Source organism: Bradyrhizobium sp. B025, assembly GCF_042257955.1.
GTDB classification, from domain to species: Bacteria; Pseudomonadota; Alphaproteobacteria; order Rhizobiales; family Xanthobacteraceae; genus Bradyrhizobium; species Bradyrhizobium diazoefficiens.
Window position 1 is genome coordinate 1,022,989 of the sequence record NZ_CP170150.1, and the last position, 17,066, is coordinate 1,040,054.

At 62.3% G+C, this 17,066-nt stretch carries 20 protein-coding genes and 2 pseudogenes; 14 read left to right on the forward strand and 8 right to left on the reverse strand.

Annotated features, from left to right (window positions below):
* The first annotated feature begins 88 nt into the window (after nucleotides 1–88).
* The 3 genes from ACE10W_RS04830 to ACE10W_RS04840 all read left to right on the forward strand — a co-directional run bounded on the left by ACE10W_RS04830 (nucleotide 89) and on the right by ACE10W_RS04840 (nucleotide 2,067).
* On the forward strand, nucleotides 89–508 hold the full coding sequence (locus ACE10W_RS04830) for a hypothetical protein (RefSeq protein ID WP_375762516.1): 420 nt from the start codon (nucleotides 89–91) through the stop codon (nucleotides 506–508).
* A 555-nt stretch (nucleotides 509–1,063) separates the two neighbouring features.
* Nucleotides 1,064–1,267 (forward strand): hypothetical protein, encoded by a 204-nt coding sequence (locus tag ACE10W_RS04835; protein WP_375762517.1) that lies wholly within the window; start codon nucleotides 1,064–1,066, stop codon nucleotides 1,265–1,267.
* 569 nt (nucleotides 1,268–1,836) lie between these two features.
* Nucleotides 1,837–2,067, forward strand: a complete 231-nt coding sequence (locus tag ACE10W_RS04840) for a DUF6894 family protein (protein ID WP_375762518.1) — start codon at nucleotides 1,837–1,839, stop codon at nucleotides 2,065–2,067.
* Nucleotides 2,068–2,351: 284 nt separating this feature from the next.
* Here ACE10W_RS04840 and ACE10W_RS04845 read toward each other — a convergent pair whose 3' ends face one another.
* The 3 genes and pseudogenes from ACE10W_RS04845 to ACE10W_RS04855 all read right to left on the reverse strand — a co-directional run.
* Nucleotides 2,352–3,311: a sensor histidine kinase gene (locus tag ACE10W_RS04845; RefSeq protein ID WP_375762519.1), complete on the reverse strand. Its 960-nt coding sequence runs from the start codon at nucleotides 3,309–3,311 to the stop codon at nucleotides 2,352–2,354.
* A gap of 440 nt (nucleotides 3,312–3,751) precedes the next feature.
* Nucleotides 3,752–4,600: a carbohydrate porin gene (locus ACE10W_RS04850; RefSeq protein ID WP_375762520.1), complete on the reverse strand. Its 849-nt coding sequence runs from the start codon at nucleotides 4,598–4,600 to the stop codon at nucleotides 3,752–3,754.
* 59 nt (nucleotides 4,601–4,659) lie between these two features.
* A pseudogene (locus ACE10W_RS04855) lies at nucleotides 4,660–5,046 on the reverse strand (carbohydrate porin); the annotation flags it as partial.
* Nucleotides 5,047–5,370: 324 nt separating this feature from the next.
* Between ACE10W_RS04855 and ACE10W_RS04860 the strand changes: the two are divergent.
* From ACE10W_RS04860 to ACE10W_RS04880, 5 genes are all read left to right on the forward strand, one after another.
* On the forward strand, nucleotides 5,371–6,333 hold the full coding sequence (locus ACE10W_RS04860) for a DUF3618 domain-containing protein (RefSeq protein ID WP_375762521.1): 963 nt from the start codon (nucleotides 5,371–5,373) through the stop codon (nucleotides 6,331–6,333).
* A gap of 10 nt (nucleotides 6,334–6,343) precedes the next feature.
* Complete coding sequence (locus ACE10W_RS04865) at nucleotides 6,344–7,012, forward strand: hypothetical protein (RefSeq protein WP_375762522.1); 669 nt, start codon at nucleotides 6,344–6,346, stop codon at nucleotides 7,010–7,012.
* On the forward strand, nucleotides 7,009–7,425 hold the full coding sequence (locus ACE10W_RS04870; RefSeq protein WP_375762523.1) for a phage holin family protein: 417 nt from the start codon (nucleotides 7,009–7,011) through the stop codon (nucleotides 7,423–7,425). The genes ACE10W_RS04865 and ACE10W_RS04870 overlap by 4 nt, the downstream gene beginning before the upstream one ends.
* On the forward strand, nucleotides 7,422–8,153 hold the full coding sequence (locus ACE10W_RS04875) for a hypothetical protein (protein ID WP_375762524.1): 732 nt from the start codon (nucleotides 7,422–7,424) through the stop codon (nucleotides 8,151–8,153). The genes ACE10W_RS04870 and ACE10W_RS04875 overlap by 4 nt, the downstream gene beginning before the upstream one ends.
* 198 nt (nucleotides 8,154–8,351) lie before the next feature.
* On the forward strand, nucleotides 8,352–8,540 hold the full coding sequence (locus ACE10W_RS04880; RefSeq protein ID WP_375762525.1) for a hypothetical protein: 189 nt from the start codon (nucleotides 8,352–8,354) through the stop codon (nucleotides 8,538–8,540).
* Between the two features lie 268 nt (nucleotides 8,541–8,808).
* Here ACE10W_RS04880 and ACE10W_RS04885 read toward each other — a convergent pair whose 3' ends face one another.
* The 3 genes and pseudogenes from ACE10W_RS04885 to ACE10W_RS04895 all read right to left on the reverse strand — a co-directional run bounded on the left by ACE10W_RS04885 (nucleotide 8,809) and on the right by ACE10W_RS04895 (nucleotide 11,253).
* Nucleotides 8,809–9,369, reverse strand: a complete 561-nt coding sequence (locus ACE10W_RS04885) for an MOSC domain-containing protein (RefSeq protein WP_375762526.1) — start codon at nucleotides 9,367–9,369, stop codon at nucleotides 8,809–8,811.
* A pseudogene (locus ACE10W_RS04890) lies at nucleotides 9,369–11,052 on the reverse strand (helix-hairpin-helix domain-containing protein). Before ACE10W_RS04890 ends, ACE10W_RS04885 begins: the two are co-directional and overlap by 1 nt.
* Nucleotides 11,053–11,253 (reverse strand): hypothetical protein, encoded by a 201-nt coding sequence (locus ACE10W_RS04895; protein ID WP_375762527.1) that lies wholly within the window; start codon nucleotides 11,251–11,253, stop codon nucleotides 11,053–11,055.
* A 269-nt stretch (nucleotides 11,254–11,522) separates the two neighbouring features.
* Between ACE10W_RS04895 and ACE10W_RS04900 the strand changes: the two genes are divergently transcribed.
* The 4 genes from ACE10W_RS04900 (at nucleotide 11,523) to ACE10W_RS04915 (ending at nucleotide 13,323) form a co-directional block, all read left to right on the forward strand.
* Nucleotides 11,523–11,843 (forward strand): hypothetical protein, encoded by a 321-nt coding sequence (locus ACE10W_RS04900; protein ID WP_375762528.1) that lies wholly within the window; start codon nucleotides 11,523–11,525, stop codon nucleotides 11,841–11,843.
* 35 nt (nucleotides 11,844–11,878) lie between these two features.
* Nucleotides 11,879–12,499, forward strand: a complete 621-nt coding sequence (locus tag ACE10W_RS04905; protein WP_375762529.1) for a hypothetical protein — start codon at nucleotides 11,879–11,881, stop codon at nucleotides 12,497–12,499.
* A gap of 74 nt (nucleotides 12,500–12,573) precedes the next feature.
* Nucleotides 12,574–13,035: a YidB family protein gene (locus ACE10W_RS04910; RefSeq protein WP_375762530.1), complete on the forward strand. Its 462-nt coding sequence runs from the start codon at nucleotides 12,574–12,576 to the stop codon at nucleotides 13,033–13,035.
* Between the two features lie 24 nt (nucleotides 13,036–13,059).
* Nucleotides 13,060–13,323, forward strand: a complete 264-nt coding sequence (locus tag ACE10W_RS04915) for a GlsB/YeaQ/YmgE family stress response membrane protein (protein WP_375762531.1) — start codon at nucleotides 13,060–13,062, stop codon at nucleotides 13,321–13,323.
* A 378-nt stretch (nucleotides 13,324–13,701) separates the two neighbouring features.
* Here ACE10W_RS04915 and ligD read toward each other — a convergent pair whose 3' ends face one another.
* Complete coding sequence (ligD, locus tag ACE10W_RS04920; RefSeq protein ID WP_375762754.1) at nucleotides 13,702–14,625, reverse strand: non-homologous end-joining DNA ligase; 924 nt, start codon at nucleotides 14,623–14,625, stop codon at nucleotides 13,702–13,704.
* 380 nt (nucleotides 14,626–15,005) lie between these two features.
* On the opposite strand from ligD, the gene ACE10W_RS04925 reads away from it, so the two are divergent.
* Nucleotides 15,006–15,425 carry a CopG family transcriptional regulator gene (locus tag ACE10W_RS04925; RefSeq protein ID WP_375762532.1) on the forward strand — a complete coding sequence of 140 codons (420 nt, stop codon included), beginning with the start codon at nucleotides 15,006–15,008 and terminating at the stop codon, nucleotides 15,423–15,425.
* A 4-nt stretch (nucleotides 15,426–15,429) separates the two neighbouring features.
* Complete coding sequence (locus tag ACE10W_RS04930) at nucleotides 15,430–16,623, forward strand: alpha/beta hydrolase family esterase (RefSeq protein WP_375762533.1); 1,194 nt, start codon at nucleotides 15,430–15,432, stop codon at nucleotides 16,621–16,623.
* A gap of 94 nt (nucleotides 16,624–16,717) precedes the next feature.
* Here the strand turns inward: ACE10W_RS04930 and ACE10W_RS04935 are convergent, their stop codons facing one another.
* On the reverse strand, nucleotides 16,718–16,927 hold the full coding sequence (locus ACE10W_RS04935) for a hypothetical protein (RefSeq protein ID WP_375762534.1): 210 nt from the start codon (nucleotides 16,925–16,927) through the stop codon (nucleotides 16,718–16,720).
* Between the last annotated feature and the right edge of the window lie 139 nt (nucleotides 16,928–17,066).

Sequence of the window (17,066 nt, forward strand, 5' to 3'; positions counted from 1 at the left end):
CCTCCAGTGGCGGGTCGCTTAATGAAGCGACCCGTCACTCCAATCCGCCCCCGCCGATACCTGATTTCTCTTTTGCGAGCGGCTGTTCATGCCGATCACTCGTTATTTCGTCTTCGTCGGCGGACTGCTGCTGGCGCTGCTCTTCGCTTCGGACCGGTATCTGCCGGCGCCGGTTGAGCAGGCGGGCCCGTCCGAGCCGGACAGAACCATCATCCGCATCGCCTCCGCGAGAAGTCTACCGGAGAAGATCGTGTTCGACACGCGTCCTCGCACGGATGTGCGGATCATCGCGCAGGCCGATCCGGTCCCTGTAGTACCGCAGCAGCAGCTGCGCGAAGCCGTGGCCGCAGTGCCTGCCGCACCTGCCATTGATGTGATGAAAGAGAAACCTGTGCGCGCGGCCGCAGCGGCTCGCCCGCATCCGAAGCGCTCGGCAAACCTACAGAAAAGAGCGCCCGACCGGCGTCTTGCCTTCGAGCGGCCCGAACCATTTGCCGGCGGATGGTAGTGACGAATGCTGGCGCGTGATGTCGAAAAAAGAAAGGCCGCGCCTTCCATAGCGTGGTCCCGTTGCATGCGGACATAGTGCCGGTATTGCCGATGCCAGTGGCCAAACGACCAGCCCGCGTCTCCAGCGCCGCCGCGCGTCACGCGAGCGGGCCCGCGCAAAAGCGTGCTGCGCGCGCTTTCGGGCTGACACGGATAACCGAGTTCGTACCTGGCGTTTCTCGGGCGACTCACGGCCAAGAGGGGCCGGCCTGCTTCAAGAGGAAGCTCGAGCCTGATCGACCGAGAACACCCTGCTAGTCATCAAGGTTGATGAAGTTCGCGAGTATGCTTGCGGAGACACGGCCCCGGCCTCGCAGGGGGCTTGGGGTGCTCCGCCAGCTCGGCGGCGAGCCAGCGAAAGTCCCAAGCTTGTCCGGCAGCCTTTGCTCCTGAACCTGCCCGGCGGCACGTGCGCCAAGCTTCCCGATTTACTAAAGGCCTAGTTTCATTCACGGAACCGAAACCGGCCATCTCCGTTTTGGAGTCGTTTGAAATCATTTCTTGGGAAGGCACCATGACGCAGCATCGTCGTAGGGTCATACAGACCCGCTCCCTCGAACAACGAATGGCAGAACAGGCGGCAAAGCTAAAAGAACAGGCCAGCGAGTTACCCGCCGGGGCCGAGCGCGAGGCCCTGCTGAAACGAGCGAGGATTGCGCAGACCGGCGCGCATCTGAGTGATTGGCTTCGTTCACCCGGCATACGGCCGCCCGAATGAATCTCCACTAATCAATGCTGGCTGTCCTGAAGGGGGGGATGTGAAGCTGCTCGGCGAGTATCTCGAACACGCGATCCAGTTCGAACGGATGGCGGCCGAAGAATCGGATCCTAAGTTGAAAGCGGCGATGGAGAGCCAAGCCAAGGCTTATCGTAGGATGGCCGCGAAGCGAGCCAAGATGCTCGGCTTGCCGGAGCCTAGCCCTCCGAGCAGTAGACTCAGACCGGGCTAGGGAACAATTGTCCACTTTGGTACTTATCGAGTCGCCTTTGGCAGGGTGATTCCCGTGAATTTTTTCAGTGGCGACAAATTCTCTGGACCGAAGACGCGGGAAGAGCAGCGCTGCAAATGCGGGGCGCAGCCCCGACTGGCTCATACGATGATGGACCCAGTGCGCGGCCTGACCGTGCGCATGTTCGAGTGCCGTTGTGGCGAGCGCTCTTGGACTGAGGACAAAGAGTAAGGCCTGCCCGGTTTGGCGCCTCTTTTCTGCGAACGTAGTTGTCCGGGTTGATCTTGAGCCGTCGCCTATTCTGGAACGTGCACTCGCTTGTCAGCATTACTGGCGTATGCCGCGCTATTTCTTCCACGTGACCCACAAACGCCATGAACCTGACCTTGAAGGCGAGGAATTGCCGGACAAGCACGCCGCTTGGCATGAGGCCACAGTGACGGCTGGCCAGATACTCCAAGGCCTCGACGGAAAGCTAACGCCGGACCAAGGATGGCGGATGGAAGTCACGGACGAATTTCAAAACACGCTGTACGTCTTGCACATTAAAGCCGAAAAGCCAAAGTAAGACGGCCTCAGTTATCGGCCTCTCATGGCGTCCGTCGCGCTCATGATGACCCATGATCGCAAAGCGCGGGTCACCTCGCTCGAAGATCCGGGCCAGAAAATCGGCGCCTCGACTACCGCAACCCTGACACACATGTTCAGGCTCAGCGTCAGATAAAAGCATTGGTCCCAGCCAATGATCGGCATCGAGCGCAAGGTGGTGACCGCAGTATAGACCATGACGCCAAGTTGTGCCGCATCTTTGCCGAAGGTGACCTTGAGTGGGCGAGCATCGACCTGCGGCGCTCATGCCTCACGCGCGAGAGAAACCTGCACCTCGCAGCCTTCCGAAAGAGGTCTTCTCGTCACTGCCCCCTTCATCTGGGCCGCCAGCAGGCTGATCAACCGCGTGCCGAGCCCGCTCTTGACTTCGACCGGACAGCCGACGCCGTCGTCCTGTACGGTCACAACGATGCGGTCGTCCTTGGCGTGCACGTCCACCTCCACCGCGCCGCATCGACCCTCCGGAAAGGCGTACTTGAAGCAGTTCGTCACCAGTTCGTTCACGATCAGCCCGATCGAAGCGGCCTGTGAGCTCCGCACCTCGATATGCTCGCAGCGGACACCGATCGAGATCGTGCGTACGCCACGATGGAAGTCGGCGAGGCTCCCGCATAGGGCTTCGGTGTACGGCGCGAGGTCGATGCGGCTGCTGTCTGCGGTATCGCGCAAACGGTCGTGGACCTTGGCGACCACGTCCACCCGGCTCACCGCTGACGCAATCGCCGTCTGGACCGCAGGGTCGGTCGCCGAGCGGGCCTGAAGCCTAAGGACGGAGACTATGGTGGCCAGGTCGTTCCGCGTTCTATGCGCGAGCTCCTGCAGCAGAACTTCCGAATATCGTTTGGCTTCGGCAAGCTTCTGCAGAGTGTGCCGCAGGAGCTCGGTGACGGCTGCGATGCAGATGCCGGTCAAGACGAACAAAACGAGCGGGATCGCAGCAGATGATGGAGGTCCCGGGATGAAGTAGGCGGCAGCAAGCGCGGTCCCTGCCGCGGTGGCCACGATACCACTGCCGCGGTCGAAGAGGACGGAGGACAGGAAGATGGCCGGGATGAAGAGCAGAACGGGGTAGGAGCGCAGGTGATCGTCCAGCATCACCCGGGCGAAGAACGCGATGCCGACCAGGCCGAGCGTCAAGGTGTAGCGCACCCAGATCGGAAAGTCCGACCTGGCCGTGAAGAGGCGGTGCAGAAAGGCTTCCATTTGGGAGGAACGTGCGTTCCAGGCTCGATGTTCCGAGCGCCTGTCAGGCCGCTTCAGATAGTCTTCTCAAGCGCCTCGCGTCGCAGGGCGAGCTTTTGCCTGACTGTCTGGAAGGACACGGTTCGGCTTGAAACTCGGTTTCCATCGCGTCAATGCCCTCGCCACCCGGACAGCCGATCCGCTCGGCCGACAGCCGGCCACATAGTGCGCGGACTCGGAAGGTTTGCGACCCCGAAATACTCGAAACCACGCTGGCGCATCACTTTCGCGATCGGCCATCAATTTCAGCGGATTTCGAGCGTCTGGAGCACCATCCGTGGGCATTCGGAAGCTCGCCGTTCTTGTGCCGGCACATCCGGCAGAGGGGAATGAGCCGTCGTTTAGGACGAAGCGAGATGAGCTCTTCACCTTGCGCATACAGCGCACGCAACTCAGGCTCCCTAGAATTTCAACGTCGTGCGCAGGCCAAAGACTGCTGCGTTTTTCAGCGCTCGGCCGGGCAGCGGGCCCGTCGGGTCCTTCGCTCCGCCGCCCGGCCGGATGATGTATTGGAAATTGGGCTGGAGGGTCCAGCCGTCCCTCACCTGATACTGATATACCGCCGTGAGGAGGCCTTCGAAGCTGCGCACTGGCCACGCCGGACCGGCGAGTGCGCGATAGTCAAAGTCCAGCGCCTGGGCTCGCTTCGAGACGTGCGCGTAGCCGGCCGCGATCCCGAACTTGTCGTCCGGCCGTTCGTCGCTTAGTCCGATGAATTCGAGCCCGGTGTCGGCGTAGAGATCGATCAGGTTGCGGTCGGCCGGAGCGCCGGAGACGCGAGCGAAGATGCCGATTCCGCGGTCATCGCTTTTGGGCACGCGATAAAGCTGCTGCTCGAAGACCGCCCAGCCGCCGATGTCGCCCCCCAACATGAGTGGAGTGCCGCTGCTGGTCGGCGCCGAAAGCGAAACGCCGTTGCTTGCGAGTTGAAGGTCGGAGAATTGACCGAAGTGACGCCATCCGCCGAATTTGACTTGGCCGGTCAGATTGGGATCGCCCTTCTTGTTGTTCCAGGCGTACTGGATCTGCCCTAGCAGTAGAGGCGGATCGTTGATCCGAAAGTTGACGCCATATCGGTTGCGCTCTTGCGGGTCGCCCGGTCCAGGGCCCGCCTGATTGCCGTCAAAGATGCCTCCAAGGATGGACAGCTGATCGGTGATGTTGACCAGCAGCCGGGTGCCCATCGCGGCCAATGGCGGCGACGGACCGCCGCTGGGCAGGTCGAGCGACGTGATCGCCGGCCAGCCCACTTTTCAAAGTAGGCCTCGTAGAGGCGGGTCGAGGGCAACGCTTCGATGCCACTCACGACGAAAAAATTGTCGAGATAGTTCCGCGACAATCCCTCGCCTTGGATCTGGAACATGTTGGCGTGGAACGTGAGCTTGTCGATGCCGACGAGCTTCTGCAGGTCGACATCGACCGCAAGGTTTAGCCGGCCTTCGTAGATCGCTCCCTGCTTCAGTCCGCCGGACACATTCACCAGCGTCTCACCGATGTAGGTCGCGGCGAACTTGATCCCGTACTTTTGGAATGGGTTCGGCAGAAGCCCAAGGGTCTTCTCCTCGACGATGCTCTCGCCGGTGTCGGGATCGGCGGGCTTGTCGTCGTCGGTCTTCTTGTCCTCCTGCGCGAATGCGTGGGAGCCTTCGAGAAGACCCGACAGAAGGATCGCCAGCGCCAGGCCTCTAACGGACATTTTCAATCGAGCCGCATAACAAGATTCTCCGTCGGGTCGGAGTATTGGGACACGCTCCAACGGCAAACTCAAGGGGTTACCCACCCGCGGCTTGTCCTCCTTCGTGAAAGCGACCGCAGAGGCTTGGGATCCTCTGACGAGCAGATCTCGAACGAACCGGCCGTCGAGACCGCCCCGCAGTCGGTCCTGCGGCAGCCGGCGGGAGAACGCACGGGCGCGTCGGCGCGCGGCGATGCGGCGGAAGGTGCTTCAAGGCTGCTAGGAACCATCCAATAGAGGGGGAGTTCGTCCTCGAAGCACAATCCAAGAAGACAAGAGGAAGAGATGACGCGATCGGTGGAGGAGCTACGACAGGAGTCCGAGCGTAACCGGGCGGAATTGGCGGCCACGGTCGAACGTCTCAAGCAGGGGATATCGGACACGACGCGAGATCTGCGTCACATGGTCTCGCCTCAACACGTTAAATCGGAAATGTCGGGCTACGTTAGCGACAAGGCCCAAGGCTGGGTCGAGGGGCTCAAACAGCAGGCGATGGATAACCCGATGCGCGCCGTCGCTGCCGGTACCGCCATAGCTGTACCGCTGCTGCGACTGGCAAAAGGAGTGCCTCTGCCGCTTCTCATGATTGCTGCAGGCCTCGCTCTTACCTCCAAGAGCGTGCGCGACCGGGCTGCTGGAGCGGTATCGCCCGTGATGGATGGTGCCGGTCGGGTCATCGACCAGACCGTCGACAGAGTTCAGGAAGCGAGAAGTGGGGCCCAGGCGAAACTCTCCGAGTCCCAAGGACGCGCCGCTGGCGCGGTCAACGATGCGATAGATTCGGCCAAGACAGCGGCCCAAATCCTCAAGGCCCAAACAACGGAGGCCGCCGGGACGATCGGTGACAAGATTACGGACGGGATGGACACCATCAAGGATTCGGCGTCCGCAGCTCCAGAACAGGCGCGTCAGATCATCGGTGACAACGCCGCGCTGATCGGAGGACTCGGTATCGCCATCGGGGCAATCATCGCGGCGGCCCTTCCGGAAACGAAGCTCGAAGACAGGGCGGCAGGGCGGGCGAGCGACAGCCTGAAGCGCGCTGCCGGTGAGGCCGCTCAATCGGGATTTGAGGCAGCAAAGGATGCCACGTTGTCTGCGGCCGATGCCGCGACAAGAAGCGTGAGTGACGCTGACCTTGGGCGGCATGCGAGCCGAATGACCAGTAATCTGGCCGACAACCTCAAGGAAGCGGCCACCGAGGTTGTTGACGCAGCATTCAGCCCTTCCCCAAAATCGAGCACTTGAGAGGCACAGCATGAGCGATTCAGATGTGGTCAAACCGACCAACTTCAACAAGGGCAAGAGCAGCTCCTCCACCGGTCTGAAGGACCAGATCAACGACGCAGGAGCCGAGATGAAGCAGCGCGCCGGGGAGGCCATGCAGGCATCGGCGGACATGGCTCGGGACAAGTTCGGCGAAGCCGCCGATGCAGCCAAGAATGTCGCGAGCGGCACCGTCGACCAGATTCAGGAACGGGCACGGGAGCAGCAACAGACCGGTGCCGATTTCATCGAGCGCTTGGCGGGTAACTTCCGCCAGGCTGCCGGCGCATTCGAAACTGACGCGCCCTTTGCCGCACGCGGTATAAATTCGGCCGCCGACTATGTGGAAGAAGCGGCCGCGAAGGTTCGCGACGGCAGCTTCCGCGACCTCGTCGACGGTGCGACCGATTTCGCGAAGCGGCAACCCGCGGCATTTCTCGGCCTATCTGTTTTGGCTGGATTCGCTGCTGTGCGCTTCCTGAAGGCTTCGGGCGGCTCCTCGACCTCGCAGCGGACGAGTTCGCAGCCCAGCGCCGAGAGTGGCGCATCCGGGACTCGGACATCTTATGCAAGCGAGGCCGTCGGTGGACAGACCTCTATGGGATCCACAATGAAGGGACAGCGACCGAATCCATCTTCGGGGGGCGGCGGCGCATCATGAGCATCAAGCACGATATCGAAACCGGGAAAAGTGATCTTCACAATATCTCGGGCCTTGTCGGCGCCGCTATGGCTCAGGTCGCGAAGCTTTTCCAAAATGAGGTCGATCTCGCGAAGGCTGAACTTGCCGAAAAGGTGCAAAAGCTCGGCGGAGCGTTGGGACTTCTGGCCGGCGGCGCGGTTCTCGTCATCCCCGCCATCGTGATGGCGCTGTTCGCGCTGTCATCAGCGTTGATCAGCGCAGGGTGGTCGTCAGCATTGGCTTACCTGACATCGGCGGTCGTCGCCGCCGCCATTTCTGGCACTTTGTTTGCCGTGGGCATCAAGCGGTTGGACGCACGAACCCTCACTCCGCGGGAAACAATCCGGCAGCTTGAAAAGGACAAAGATACTGTGAAGGGAATGGTGAGATGAGCAGAGCGCAAACCGGTTTTGTTGACAGTCTACTCGCTGCCGCCCGAGAGAACCCGCTTTCCGCCGCGCTTATCGGGAGCGGAGCACTCTGGCTGCTTGTCGGCGACGGCAAACTGAAGGGCGCTGCGCAATCCGCCGCCAACGTCGCGTCTGGTATAGTCGATAGCGGTGCCAGCAATTTGAGGGCTGCAGCCTCGGGATTGCAGCGGACCGCGGCGCCGCCGACCGCACCTGAGATGGATCATGAAGGGGGCAGCGTGGCCGGGGATTCGCGCGATGCCGCGCAAACGGCAACCGACTCCATGTCTGATGCAGTAGACAAGGTCCGCGACCGGTTTGACGAGGGCGTCGCTTACGCCCGCGAACAGGTTGCTAAGATGGGCAATCCTCTGCCAGCAGGGGATACCTTGACCAAAGCGCAGTCTTCGCTCGGCGAACTGATGGAGCGCCAGCCGCTGGTCATCGGGGCCATCGGTTTGGCGGTCGGCGCTGCACTCGCAGGCGCGTTCAGAACGACCCAGATCGAAGACAACTACATCGGCGGGGTCAGCGATCAGGTGAAGGAGGACCTGAGCAGCCGCGGTACCGCTGTATCGAAAGCACTGCGCGAAGCTGCTGATACGATCGCAGCGGAAGCGAGTGACATCGGAGCCGAAGCGGTCGATCGCATGAAGCAGGCGGGAACTGATGCCGCTCACGCTGCTAAGGAAAAGGCCAAGCAGTTGTGAGGGGCGGGCCGGTAGGGCCTTCTCACGCGCTACTGCCCGTCGGAATTTGAAGTTAAACATGAGCCGCGGAATGCCTTGGATGACCGCTTAGGCATGCTCGCGATTTGATTGGCGACGCGATCTTATTGGAACGTTGCCACATTCAAGCTGGGATAGCTGGGAAGTTTCCTGGGTATGTCTTTAGGGAAGGAGCCGCAAATGCGTGAGGAACGAAAATCATCAAAAGCGGGGGAACGGGCCGCTGAGGGCTTGCGCGAAGCCGCTTCCAAGGAAGAAGCGAAAAACGAGAGCAAGATGGGGCACGATCTAGCTAAGGGCGCTGATCGGTTCGAAGAACGCTCTAAAAGTTCGGATGGAAAAAGCGCAGAAGAGAAGCAAAAAGGGTAGATCCAAGCAGAAGACAAGTCGTCGCGACTTTCCTGACAAGAGCCCTCCACAATGACTGGAGGCATGCGGACGAACGATAGGTCTGCCCTCTAAAAGAAGGTGGTTCGCGCGAGAAACGCGGTTAGACCACTCCGCGGGGTTGGTAATCCGCGACTGTCGATTGCCTCCCCAGTCCAAGCGTACCGCCGTTACCTGCTTGCGGCCGTGTCGCTCCGGCCCACCGAACGCGTTTCGATTCGGCTGTGGGGTCGCCTATGCACGGGTCATTTTATAGAGCCGGCAAGGCGCGAAATGAGGACGGGAGCCGGATCCGCGCAGTGTCGCCGGCCGCGACGGGTCCACCGACCCGCACCACGCCCAGCACGCCGCATTTGAATGGAGGGGCCGTTTCCGCTGACGAGAGCACGTGCCGTTTCAGGCCGGCCCGGAAGCGGTCGATCAGGACACAGGGCGTCCGGAGGCCGGTCAACTCGATGATCGCCGTAGGCCCGAACTCGATCTTCGTCCCGAGCGGCATCAGTTCGAGGTCCAGTCCAGCCGTGGTGATGTTCTCGCCGAGGTCTCCCGCTGCGACCGCGAAGCCAGCTTCTCTGAGGTGCGCAAATCGCTCTGATGGAATCAGGTGAACCTGCCGTAGATTGGGAAGCCGGGGCTGGCGACGGGCGAGGTATCGGTGCCGGACAAACGGGCCGGCGTGGGCATCACCATCGACACCATGGCCTTCCACCAAAACGATCTGATCCCGCGGCGGCTTGCTGAAGTGGTGGCCGCGATCAGCGGCTACCGCAATCACCTTTCCCTTGAGCGAGACGTCGTGCACAGGCCACATCAGGCGGCGCAGGCGAGCGAGCGCCTCTTCTGGCGGAGATACCGCCTGATTTCCGGCAACTTCATCGCGTTCAAGACCCGGTCCGCGGGGACGCCACCCTTGCGGGCCATCACGACGCCCCAATGCATGTGGTCGAGCTCAGGGATCGAGTGCGCGTCCGGATTGATGCTCATCATGCAACCGAACTCGAGCGCCGCCTGGTGCCAGCGCCAATCGAGGTCGAGCCGCCAGGGATGGGCGTTGATTTCGACGGCGACGTAATGCTTCGCACAGGCCCGAAGCACCTTCTCGATGTCGATCTCATAGCCCGGCCGCCGCTGGAGCTGCCGCCCGGTCATGTGCCCGATGATGGTCGTGTGAGGATCGGAAATGGCCCGAAGCAGGCGCTGCGTCTGCGCCTTGCGGTCCAGCTTGAAACGGCCGTGGATGCTGGCGACGACGAAATCGAAACGTCCAAGCACCTCGTCGTCGTAGTCGAGCGACCCGTCCGCCAGAATGTCGGACTCGATGCCTTTCAGGATCCGGAAATCCTTGCCGAAACGCTTGTTCAGCCGATCAGCTTCCCGATGCTGCTGCGCAATCTCCTCCACCGACAGACCTCCGGCATAATGCGCAGACTTGGAATGGTCGGCGACCCCGAAATACTCGTACCCGCGCTGGCGCGTCGCCTTCGCCATCCTCTCCAGGGTCTCTGTCCCATCGGAGGCATCGGTGTGGCAGTGCAGGATTCCGCGCAGGTCCTCGTCGGTGACGAGCTTCGGCAACTTGCTCTTCAGAGCCAGCTCGACCTCGTCGCGCCCCTCCCGGAGCTCGGGATCGATGAAGGGCAGACTGAGAGCGCGGTAGATATCGGCCTCCTCGCCGGCGACCAGTGTGCGGCCCTTGTGCAGGCCGTCGGGCTCCAACTGCATGCCCTTCTCAACGGCCAAGGCTTGGAGCTGCTCGATGTGAGCAGCGGAGCCGGTGGCGAAGAGAAGGGCGGCGCCGAAATGTTTGCGGTCGGACAGCCGAATCTGCTGCCCGTCGGCGGGTGACGACTTCGGTGCCTCGGCGGCCTCCGGAGCCTCCGCAACGATCGCGAGGTCGCCGACGAGTTCGCAGCCTCGACGGAAATCGCCGGCGATCGTTACCCGCTTGAGCTCAGGCCGGTCCTTCGTGATCGATTCCTTGGCGCGTGCGAGCAGGGCGGCGGCGCGGTGCAGATGGAGGCGGCCTTCTCCACTCTTGGCGATGGCCAAGTTCTGCAGGATCTTGGCCTGCAGTGAGGCGCCGAGTCCCTTGGCCTTTTTGATGCGGTCATCCTTGGCGGCGGCCTCCAGTTCGGCGAGCGAACTGATACCGAGATCTTTGTAGAGACGCAGCACTTTCTCGGGGCGGAGACCCGGCACGGCGAGCATTTCGAGCACACCCTCGGGGTAATTCCTTCCGCAGCTTTTCGAGGCTCGGATGAGTGCCCGTCTTATGCAGCTTGGTGATGATGTCGGCGATAGCATCGCCGACCCCCGGGATCTCCGTAAGACGATCTTCGGCGATGAGCACGTCCAGAGGAACGGCAAGGGCCGCCAGGCTGTCGGCGGCCCGAGAGTAGGCTTTCGGCCGGTATGGATTGCCGCCTCGCAAGGCGGTGCGCTGCGCGTACTCTCGCAGGAGACTTGCCACACCGCGAGCGTCGAGCGAAGGCATTCAGCGGGCCTCCCGATCCGCATTTTGCTGCGCAGCCGGAGTACGGCGACCGCCGGAGCACTTACTTGGCTGGCGCTCGAGAAAGCTCTCGAGCTTCTGAGCTGCGCGAAAATCCTCGAGGTGCTGCGTGTTCGGGCCGTAAGCCGCCTCCTTCTTGAGGAGGTTATAGATCCGGCCGACCACAAGCTGCAGGCGCTTCATCCGGCTCTTCGGCATCGATCGCGCCTTGCAAAGAGCCCGGACTGCGTAGGCGCGGAAATAGTCGAATGCGTCTGACATGATGCCAGTAAACGCCGGCTACCCCTCATGGTTCGATCAGCAGCCATGGGTCTCATTCTCCGATGCCGGCACGGCGGCGGCTTCGCGGCGCCGGGCATCCCGGCCTGAGTGCTGCGTCAATCCGAATACCATGAAAACTTGGAACCTCTGGGCGCAGCACATGTTGTGCCCGGCCAATACTGGAGGACGACATGAACAAGAAACTTCTTCTGCTGCTGACGGCGGCTTCGCTTCTGACGGGTCCGTCGTTCGCGCAAAATCCGCCGGCGACCGACCGCCCGAACAACAACGCGGTCAACAGTTCCGGCCAGAACAATTCCGACAAACCAGTTTCGGGGGCCAACAGCTTCACCGAGGGCCAGGCCAAATCGAAGATCGAGCAGGCGGGTTACACCAATGTGACGGCCCTGAAGAAGGACGACAACGGCGTGTGGCGCGGCAAGGCCAGCAAGGGCGGCACATCGACCAACGTCAGCCTTGACTTCCAGGGCAACGTCAACGCGGCGAAGTAACCGAGCGCAGTAGCGAACGCAGACAAGGATTCAAAATGACCGTTACGATTTCACGTCTCTACGACAACTACTCCGACGCACAGCGCGCGGTGACGAGCCTCGAAGCGGCAGGTCTGCCGCATTCGGACTTGAGCATCGTCGCGAACAATTCCGACAACTGGTACAGCAGCGACAAGAAGGTTGACCGCGACCGCGATGGCGTCGACGACCGTGCCGAAGGCGCCGCCACGGGTGCCGGCGTCGGCGCGGGTCTCGGCGGCGCTGCCGGTCTGCTCGCGGGCCTCGGGCTACTGGCGATACCGGGCCTGGGCCCGGTGGTCGCGGCCGGATGGCTCGCCTCCACGGCGCTGGGCGCGGTCGCGGGCGGCGCAACGGGCGGAGTCGTCGGTGCGCTGACGCAAGCGGGCGTTTCCGAGGAAGAAGCACCTCTCTATGCCGAAGGCGTAAGGCGCGGCGGCACGATGGTTTCGGCCCGCGTTCCCGACGGCGATCGTGCGCGGTACGAAGCGATCCTTGACCAATCCGCCGTCAATCTGCGCGACCGCAGCGCGGCTTGGCAAAAGTCGGGTTGGAAGAGCTACGATCCGGCGTCGCAACCTTACGGAGCGGACGAGGTCCGCCGCGAGCGCCAACTCTACGGTGCAGGCGTACGGTAAGGCCAGTCGGCGACCCGCCTCCAAGGCGGGTCGCTTTTTTTACACGCGACAACAATCGAATAGAGGAGCGGAAAATGAGCCGCGGAATGCCATCGATGACTGCCCTCTTGGGCATGCTCGCTATCGCCGGGTACCAGAATCGAGACAAGCTGACGGAGATGTTTCGCAACGCGACCTCCGGGCAGCCGGCGGCAGGCAACAAGGACTCGCTAAGCGGCATGCTCGGCAACTTGGGCGGCCTCGTCGGCGGCGGTGGCGTGGGTTCGCTGCTCAACGGCGGGATCGGCGAGCTTCTCGAGCACTTCAAACAGAACGGTCAGGGTGACGCCGCGCAGTCCTGGGTCGATCACGGGCCGAACCGGGAGGTCACGCCGCCGGAACTTAAGCAGGCGATCGGTCCGGATGTCCTGCAGAAGCTGGAACAGCAGACCGGGCTGTCGCAGCAGGAGATACTCGACCGCTTGTCCCGCGAGCTGCCGACAGCCGTGGACAAATACACGCCCGACGGACGGCTTCCTTCTTCGTCGGCTGGCTAACGCAACGCGCACTTGGAGGAAAACATGGGCATCATCTGGACGATCATCATCGGTTTCATCGCAGGGGTCATCGCGAAATTCATCATGCCCGGCGATAACGAGCCGACTGGTTTCATTCTGACCACGATCCTCGGAATCGTAGGAGCGTTCGTGGCCACCTATCTCGGTCAGGCGCTCGGCTGGTATCGGCCCGGCGAAGGAGCGGGGCTAGTCGGCGCCGTCGTCGGTGCGATTATCGTACTGTTCGTTTACGGGCTGGTCGCAGGCAGAAGCCGTCGGACTATCTAGTTCACAGCCTGTCGCCCGTGCGTCGCAACCCGTAAGCGACGTGGCCCGTTTTGAAGCTGTATGCGTGAAGCGCGCGCTATCGATAACATGATAGAGCGAGCACGTTTTTCGGCCAGTACGATCGCTGGAATCGGGGCGCGCCTGATCGAAGGGCCGCGCGTCCTCGTTGCAAGCGATCGGCGCACCTCGAAGGCGTCATCGCGCATGTATCGTTTCTTCGTTCGCGCTCAAGTAGATGATCGATCATTCTCGCGATCACTGTCCGGAACTTCGATACACGCTTGCCCGAGTACGCCGAGCCTTGGCCGGTTCGGCGGGTCCATTCGCACGGCGAAGGGCTATCCATCAGGATTCGCCGCAGCGAATGCGCAAAGGATGCTACTGCATGTCTTCCCGCAGTCCCTTGAAGAACGGGTGGCGGACCTTCCCTTCGGCCGACTTGGCCCGATATTCGACCTCGGCGAGCAGCTTCGGCTCCACCCAGATGCCCTTGTGGGCGATCCGCTTCGCGTACGGCTGCGTCTTCCGGATTAGCGGCTTCAGTCGCCTTTGCAGGTCGGCTGCGGAGACCTTATCGAAGCCGTGGTCGACCTTGCCGGCGTAAACCAGGTCGCGGCCTTTCTGCCGGCCGAGGTAGATTCCGTCCCATTTTCCTTCGTCGAGCGCGAAACCGGCGATCGCCAGGGTCTCCCGCTGCGCGCAGGTCTTCTTGACCCAGTTGTTGCCACGGCCGCTGGCGTACGCGCTGTCGCGTACCTTCGAGACGACGCCCTCCAATCCGATCTTGCAGGCGTGCTCGAACATCTCGCGGCCTTCAATCTCGAAGCTTTCGCTGAATTGGATCTCGGTGCCGTCAATGATCTTCTTGAGTTCGGTCTTGCGCTGGAAGAGTGGCAGCTTCCGGAGGTCGCGGCCGTTCAGGTAAAGGAGATCGAAGGCGACCAGTACGATGCTGGTCGCCCTGCCTTTCAGTTCGTTCTGAAGGACCGAGAAGTCCGTCGTACCGTCCGCGGCGGGAACTACGACTTCGCCGTCCACGATCGCCGACCCCGCCTTGATGTGCCAAGCCGCGTCGGCGACCTTTTTCAAGCGGTTGGTCCAGTCGTGACCACGGCGGGTGAGGACCTTCACGGCTTCGTTCGCCAGATGGACCTGGACGCGGTAGCCGTCGAATTTGATTTCGTGAATCCATCGCGCCCCGGACGGCACCTTCTCGATCGATGATGCCAAGGCCGGTTCTACAAAGCCGGGCAACGGCGCCTTCACGCCGACCGCCGCCGGTTTACGTCGCTCAAACGCCACGCAACGAACTCCAACGCTACAACCGGTGGACTCAATGCCGGTATCGCGGGATTCGTTTCCGGAACCGACGAATCCTTGCGGGCATTGCATGGCGCTCTGCTCGCTCACTGTTGGTCCGAACGGCATTCAGGGCAACATCGGGATCCCTTGGGACGCGCTGTCGCCGATCCTGCAGGTGCTGATCGCGGGCCGGTTCAAGTTGGTCCTGATGCGTGGCAGCAGGTTTCGACACCGGAGCGCGAAGCTGAACAGCCTCCGGATTGAGACCAGATGATGCGCCGGCCGGCTGAAGCGGCTTTGCCTCTTGAATAACTCCTTTGCACCTCCATATGCCATCCGTACAACATCCAGAGGGATGGTAGATAAATTGGAACTCACTCATGGCTGACAATGTCCGCGAACTCCGGCCGAAGCCCCCGGACACCGAGAAGATCACGATCAACCTCGGTTACGTCGATCTCGGTCAGGTCGATCTGATGGTGCAGGAGGGGTTCTATTCCAACAGGACCGACTTCATCCGGACGGCCATCCGCAATCAGCTCGAACGGCATGGGGACGTCGTCAAGCAGTCGACGGCCCGGAAGAGTCTGGACCTAGGGCTGCGAAACTACACGCGCCACGATCTCGAAGCGGCCCAGCGAGCTGGCGAGATGCTGCACATCAACGTTCTCGGCCTGGCGACCATCGACCATGACGTCACGCCCGAGCTGGCACGCGCCACCATCGCTTCGGTTTCGGTGCTCGGGGCCCTTCATGCCACTCCCGCGGTCAAGGCCGCTCTCGCCGACAGAACGAGGTGATGCGATGTTGGATCAGAGCATAGTTCGCGAGGCCACTCGCCTCACGCGGGCGGGTCGATTGATCGAGGCGGCCGCGCTCCTGCAACGCATGCTGCGCGAAGAAGGCGCGTCCTCGGGAACGACGGGCCGCGCAGTCCGAGTCGGGCTCGCGAGGCTCGAGCCGCCGACCCTCGAGGTGAAGGCCCACGTCGTCGAGGAGAGGAAAAGCGGACGGCCCATGGAGCATGCGTCCATCCTCGGACACAGACGTCCCGCGCCGTTCAAGGGCGTGAAAGACTTCGCGGGACTCGGACTGCGCGGCCTGAGCAGGCGCGCTCCGCCGTCCACGTCGGACGTCGTGCCCGATGGTGCGAGCTTCATCGAAGGCACCTTCGGCAACGCTGCCGGAAGCCGGACCTACAAGCTGTTCATCCCGAGCCGCGCGCCCGCGCCGCCACGTCCTCTGATCGTCATGCTTCACGGCTGCACTCAGTCGCCCGACGACTTCGCGGCGGGCACCCGGATGAACTTTTTGGCGGAAGAGCAGAACTGCTTCGTGGTCTATCCAGAGCAGCCGCACGGCGCCAACCAGGCGAAATGCTGGAACTGGTTTCGCGCCGGAGACCAGCAGCGGGGCGACGGCGAACCTTCGCTGATCGCGGGCATCACCCGCCAGATAATGCGCGATCACGGCATCGATCCAAAGCGAGTTTACGTTGCGGGCCTTTCAGCCGGCGGAGCCGCGGCCGCCATCATGGGGGCGACCTATCCGGACCTATACGCTGCGGTCGGCGTCCATTCGGGCCTGGCGTGCGGGGCGGCCAGCGATCTTTCCTCTGCGTTGACCGCGATGCGGCAGGGCGGTGCGCCCGTAGCTACCGTGAAGGCTTGCTCTGCGGTGCCGACCATCGTGTTTCATGGCGACCGCGACACCACCGTGCATCCCGACAACGGCGACCGGGTTCTCGATGGCCTCGGCGAAGCTGAGAGCCGGAAAGCCAAGGTGGTTCGTGGGCGAGTGCCGGACGGGCATTCGTATACGCGAACGATCCTGACCACTGCGCAGGGACGAGACATCTCCGAGCACTGGAGTGTCCACGGTGCCGGGCATGCCTGGTCGGGCGGCAGCCCTGCGGGCTCCTACACCGACCCACGCGGACCGGACGCGACGAGGGAAATGTTGCGCTTCTTTATGGAGCATCCGTTGAGTGCTCAATGAACTTCCCAACGCGCTCGGATATTCAAGAAGGCCATTCGAAGTTCGGCGACTGCAGACGTCACTCCTTCCAAAGGATGGCTGTCGTCGCCGGGCGTCAGGCCTCGCCAGGTCCGGAGAAGATGGAAGCCGGCGTGGTGCGCGGGGTCGGCAACGGCCGCTCGGTCGCCCCGGATCGCGAGGCCGGCCGGCCTTTCGCATCGTAGCGCATGGCGAGATCCAGCAACCGACGGCGGGTGAACGGATCGGCCCTCTCGGCTATGACCCGGACCCGCTGCGCGAGACCTAGGTAGAACTCCTGCTCCATGACGCACCCCCACAACATCACTGCCGGAAGTTGAGTACCATACGGTCGCGGAGTCAAGAAACGCCGGTGATCATGCAACTTTCCGCGACCGACTTGAGATCGCAACGGGGGGGCTGCACGACCCGACGGCCCGCAAATG

Excerpts from the sequence above, each read along its gene's own strand:
- ACE10W_RS04875 (WP_375762524.1), top strand. The coding sequence starts at position 7,422 with ATGAGCAGAGCGCAAACCGGTTTTGTTGACAGTCTACTCGCTGCCGCC.
- ACE10W_RS04895 (WP_375762527.1), bottom strand. The coding sequence starts at position 11,253 with ATGAAGCGCCTGCAGCTTGTGGTCGGCCGGATCTATAACCTCCTCAAG.
- ACE10W_RS04915 (WP_375762531.1), top strand. The coding sequence starts at position 13,060 with ATGGGCATCATCTGGACGATCATCATCGGTTTCATCGCAGGGGTCATC.
- ACE10W_RS04935 (WP_375762534.1), bottom strand. The coding sequence starts at position 16,927 with ATGGAGCAGGAGTTCTACCTAGGTCTCGCGCAGCGGGTCCGGGTCATA.
- ACE10W_RS04865 (WP_375762522.1), top strand. The coding sequence starts at position 6,344 with ATGAGCGATTCAGATGTGGTCAAACCGACCAACTTCAACAAGGGCAAG.
- ACE10W_RS04845 (WP_375762519.1), bottom strand. The coding sequence starts at position 3,311 with ATGGAAGCCTTTCTGCACCGCCTCTTCACGGCCAGGTCGGACTTTCCG.
- ACE10W_RS04930 (WP_375762533.1), top strand. The coding sequence starts at position 15,430 with ATGTTGGATCAGAGCATAGTTCGCGAGGCCACTCGCCTCACGCGGGCG.
- ACE10W_RS04905 (WP_375762529.1), top strand. The coding sequence starts at position 11,879 with ATGACCGTTACGATTTCACGTCTCTACGACAACTACTCCGACGCACAG.
- ACE10W_RS04925 (WP_375762532.1), top strand. The coding sequence starts at position 15,006 with ATGGCTGACAATGTCCGCGAACTCCGGCCGAAGCCCCCGGACACCGAG.
- ACE10W_RS04900 (WP_375762528.1), top strand. The coding sequence starts at position 11,523 with ATGAACAAGAAACTTCTTCTGCTGCTGACGGCGGCTTCGCTTCTGACG.
- ACE10W_RS04860 (WP_375762521.1), top strand. The coding sequence starts at position 5,371 with ATGACGCGATCGGTGGAGGAGCTACGACAGGAGTCCGAGCGTAACCGG.
- ACE10W_RS04830 (WP_375762516.1), top strand. The coding sequence starts at position 89 with ATGCCGATCACTCGTTATTTCGTCTTCGTCGGCGGACTGCTGCTGGCG.
- ACE10W_RS04885 (WP_375762526.1), bottom strand. The coding sequence starts at position 9,369 with ATGTGGCCTGTGCACGACGTCTCGCTCAAGGGAAAGGTGATTGCGGTA.
- ACE10W_RS04880 (WP_375762525.1), top strand. The coding sequence starts at position 8,352 with ATGCGTGAGGAACGAAAATCATCAAAAGCGGGGGAACGGGCCGCTGAG.
- ACE10W_RS04840 (WP_375762518.1), top strand. The coding sequence starts at position 1,837 with ATGCCGCGCTATTTCTTCCACGTGACCCACAAACGCCATGAACCTGAC.
- ACE10W_RS04870 (WP_375762523.1), top strand. The coding sequence starts at position 7,009 with ATGAGCATCAAGCACGATATCGAAACCGGGAAAAGTGATCTTCACAAT.
- ACE10W_RS04910 (WP_375762530.1), top strand. The coding sequence starts at position 12,574 with ATGAGCCGCGGAATGCCATCGATGACTGCCCTCTTGGGCATGCTCGCT.
- ACE10W_RS04835 (WP_375762517.1), top strand. The coding sequence starts at position 1,064 with ATGACGCAGCATCGTCGTAGGGTCATACAGACCCGCTCCCTCGAACAA.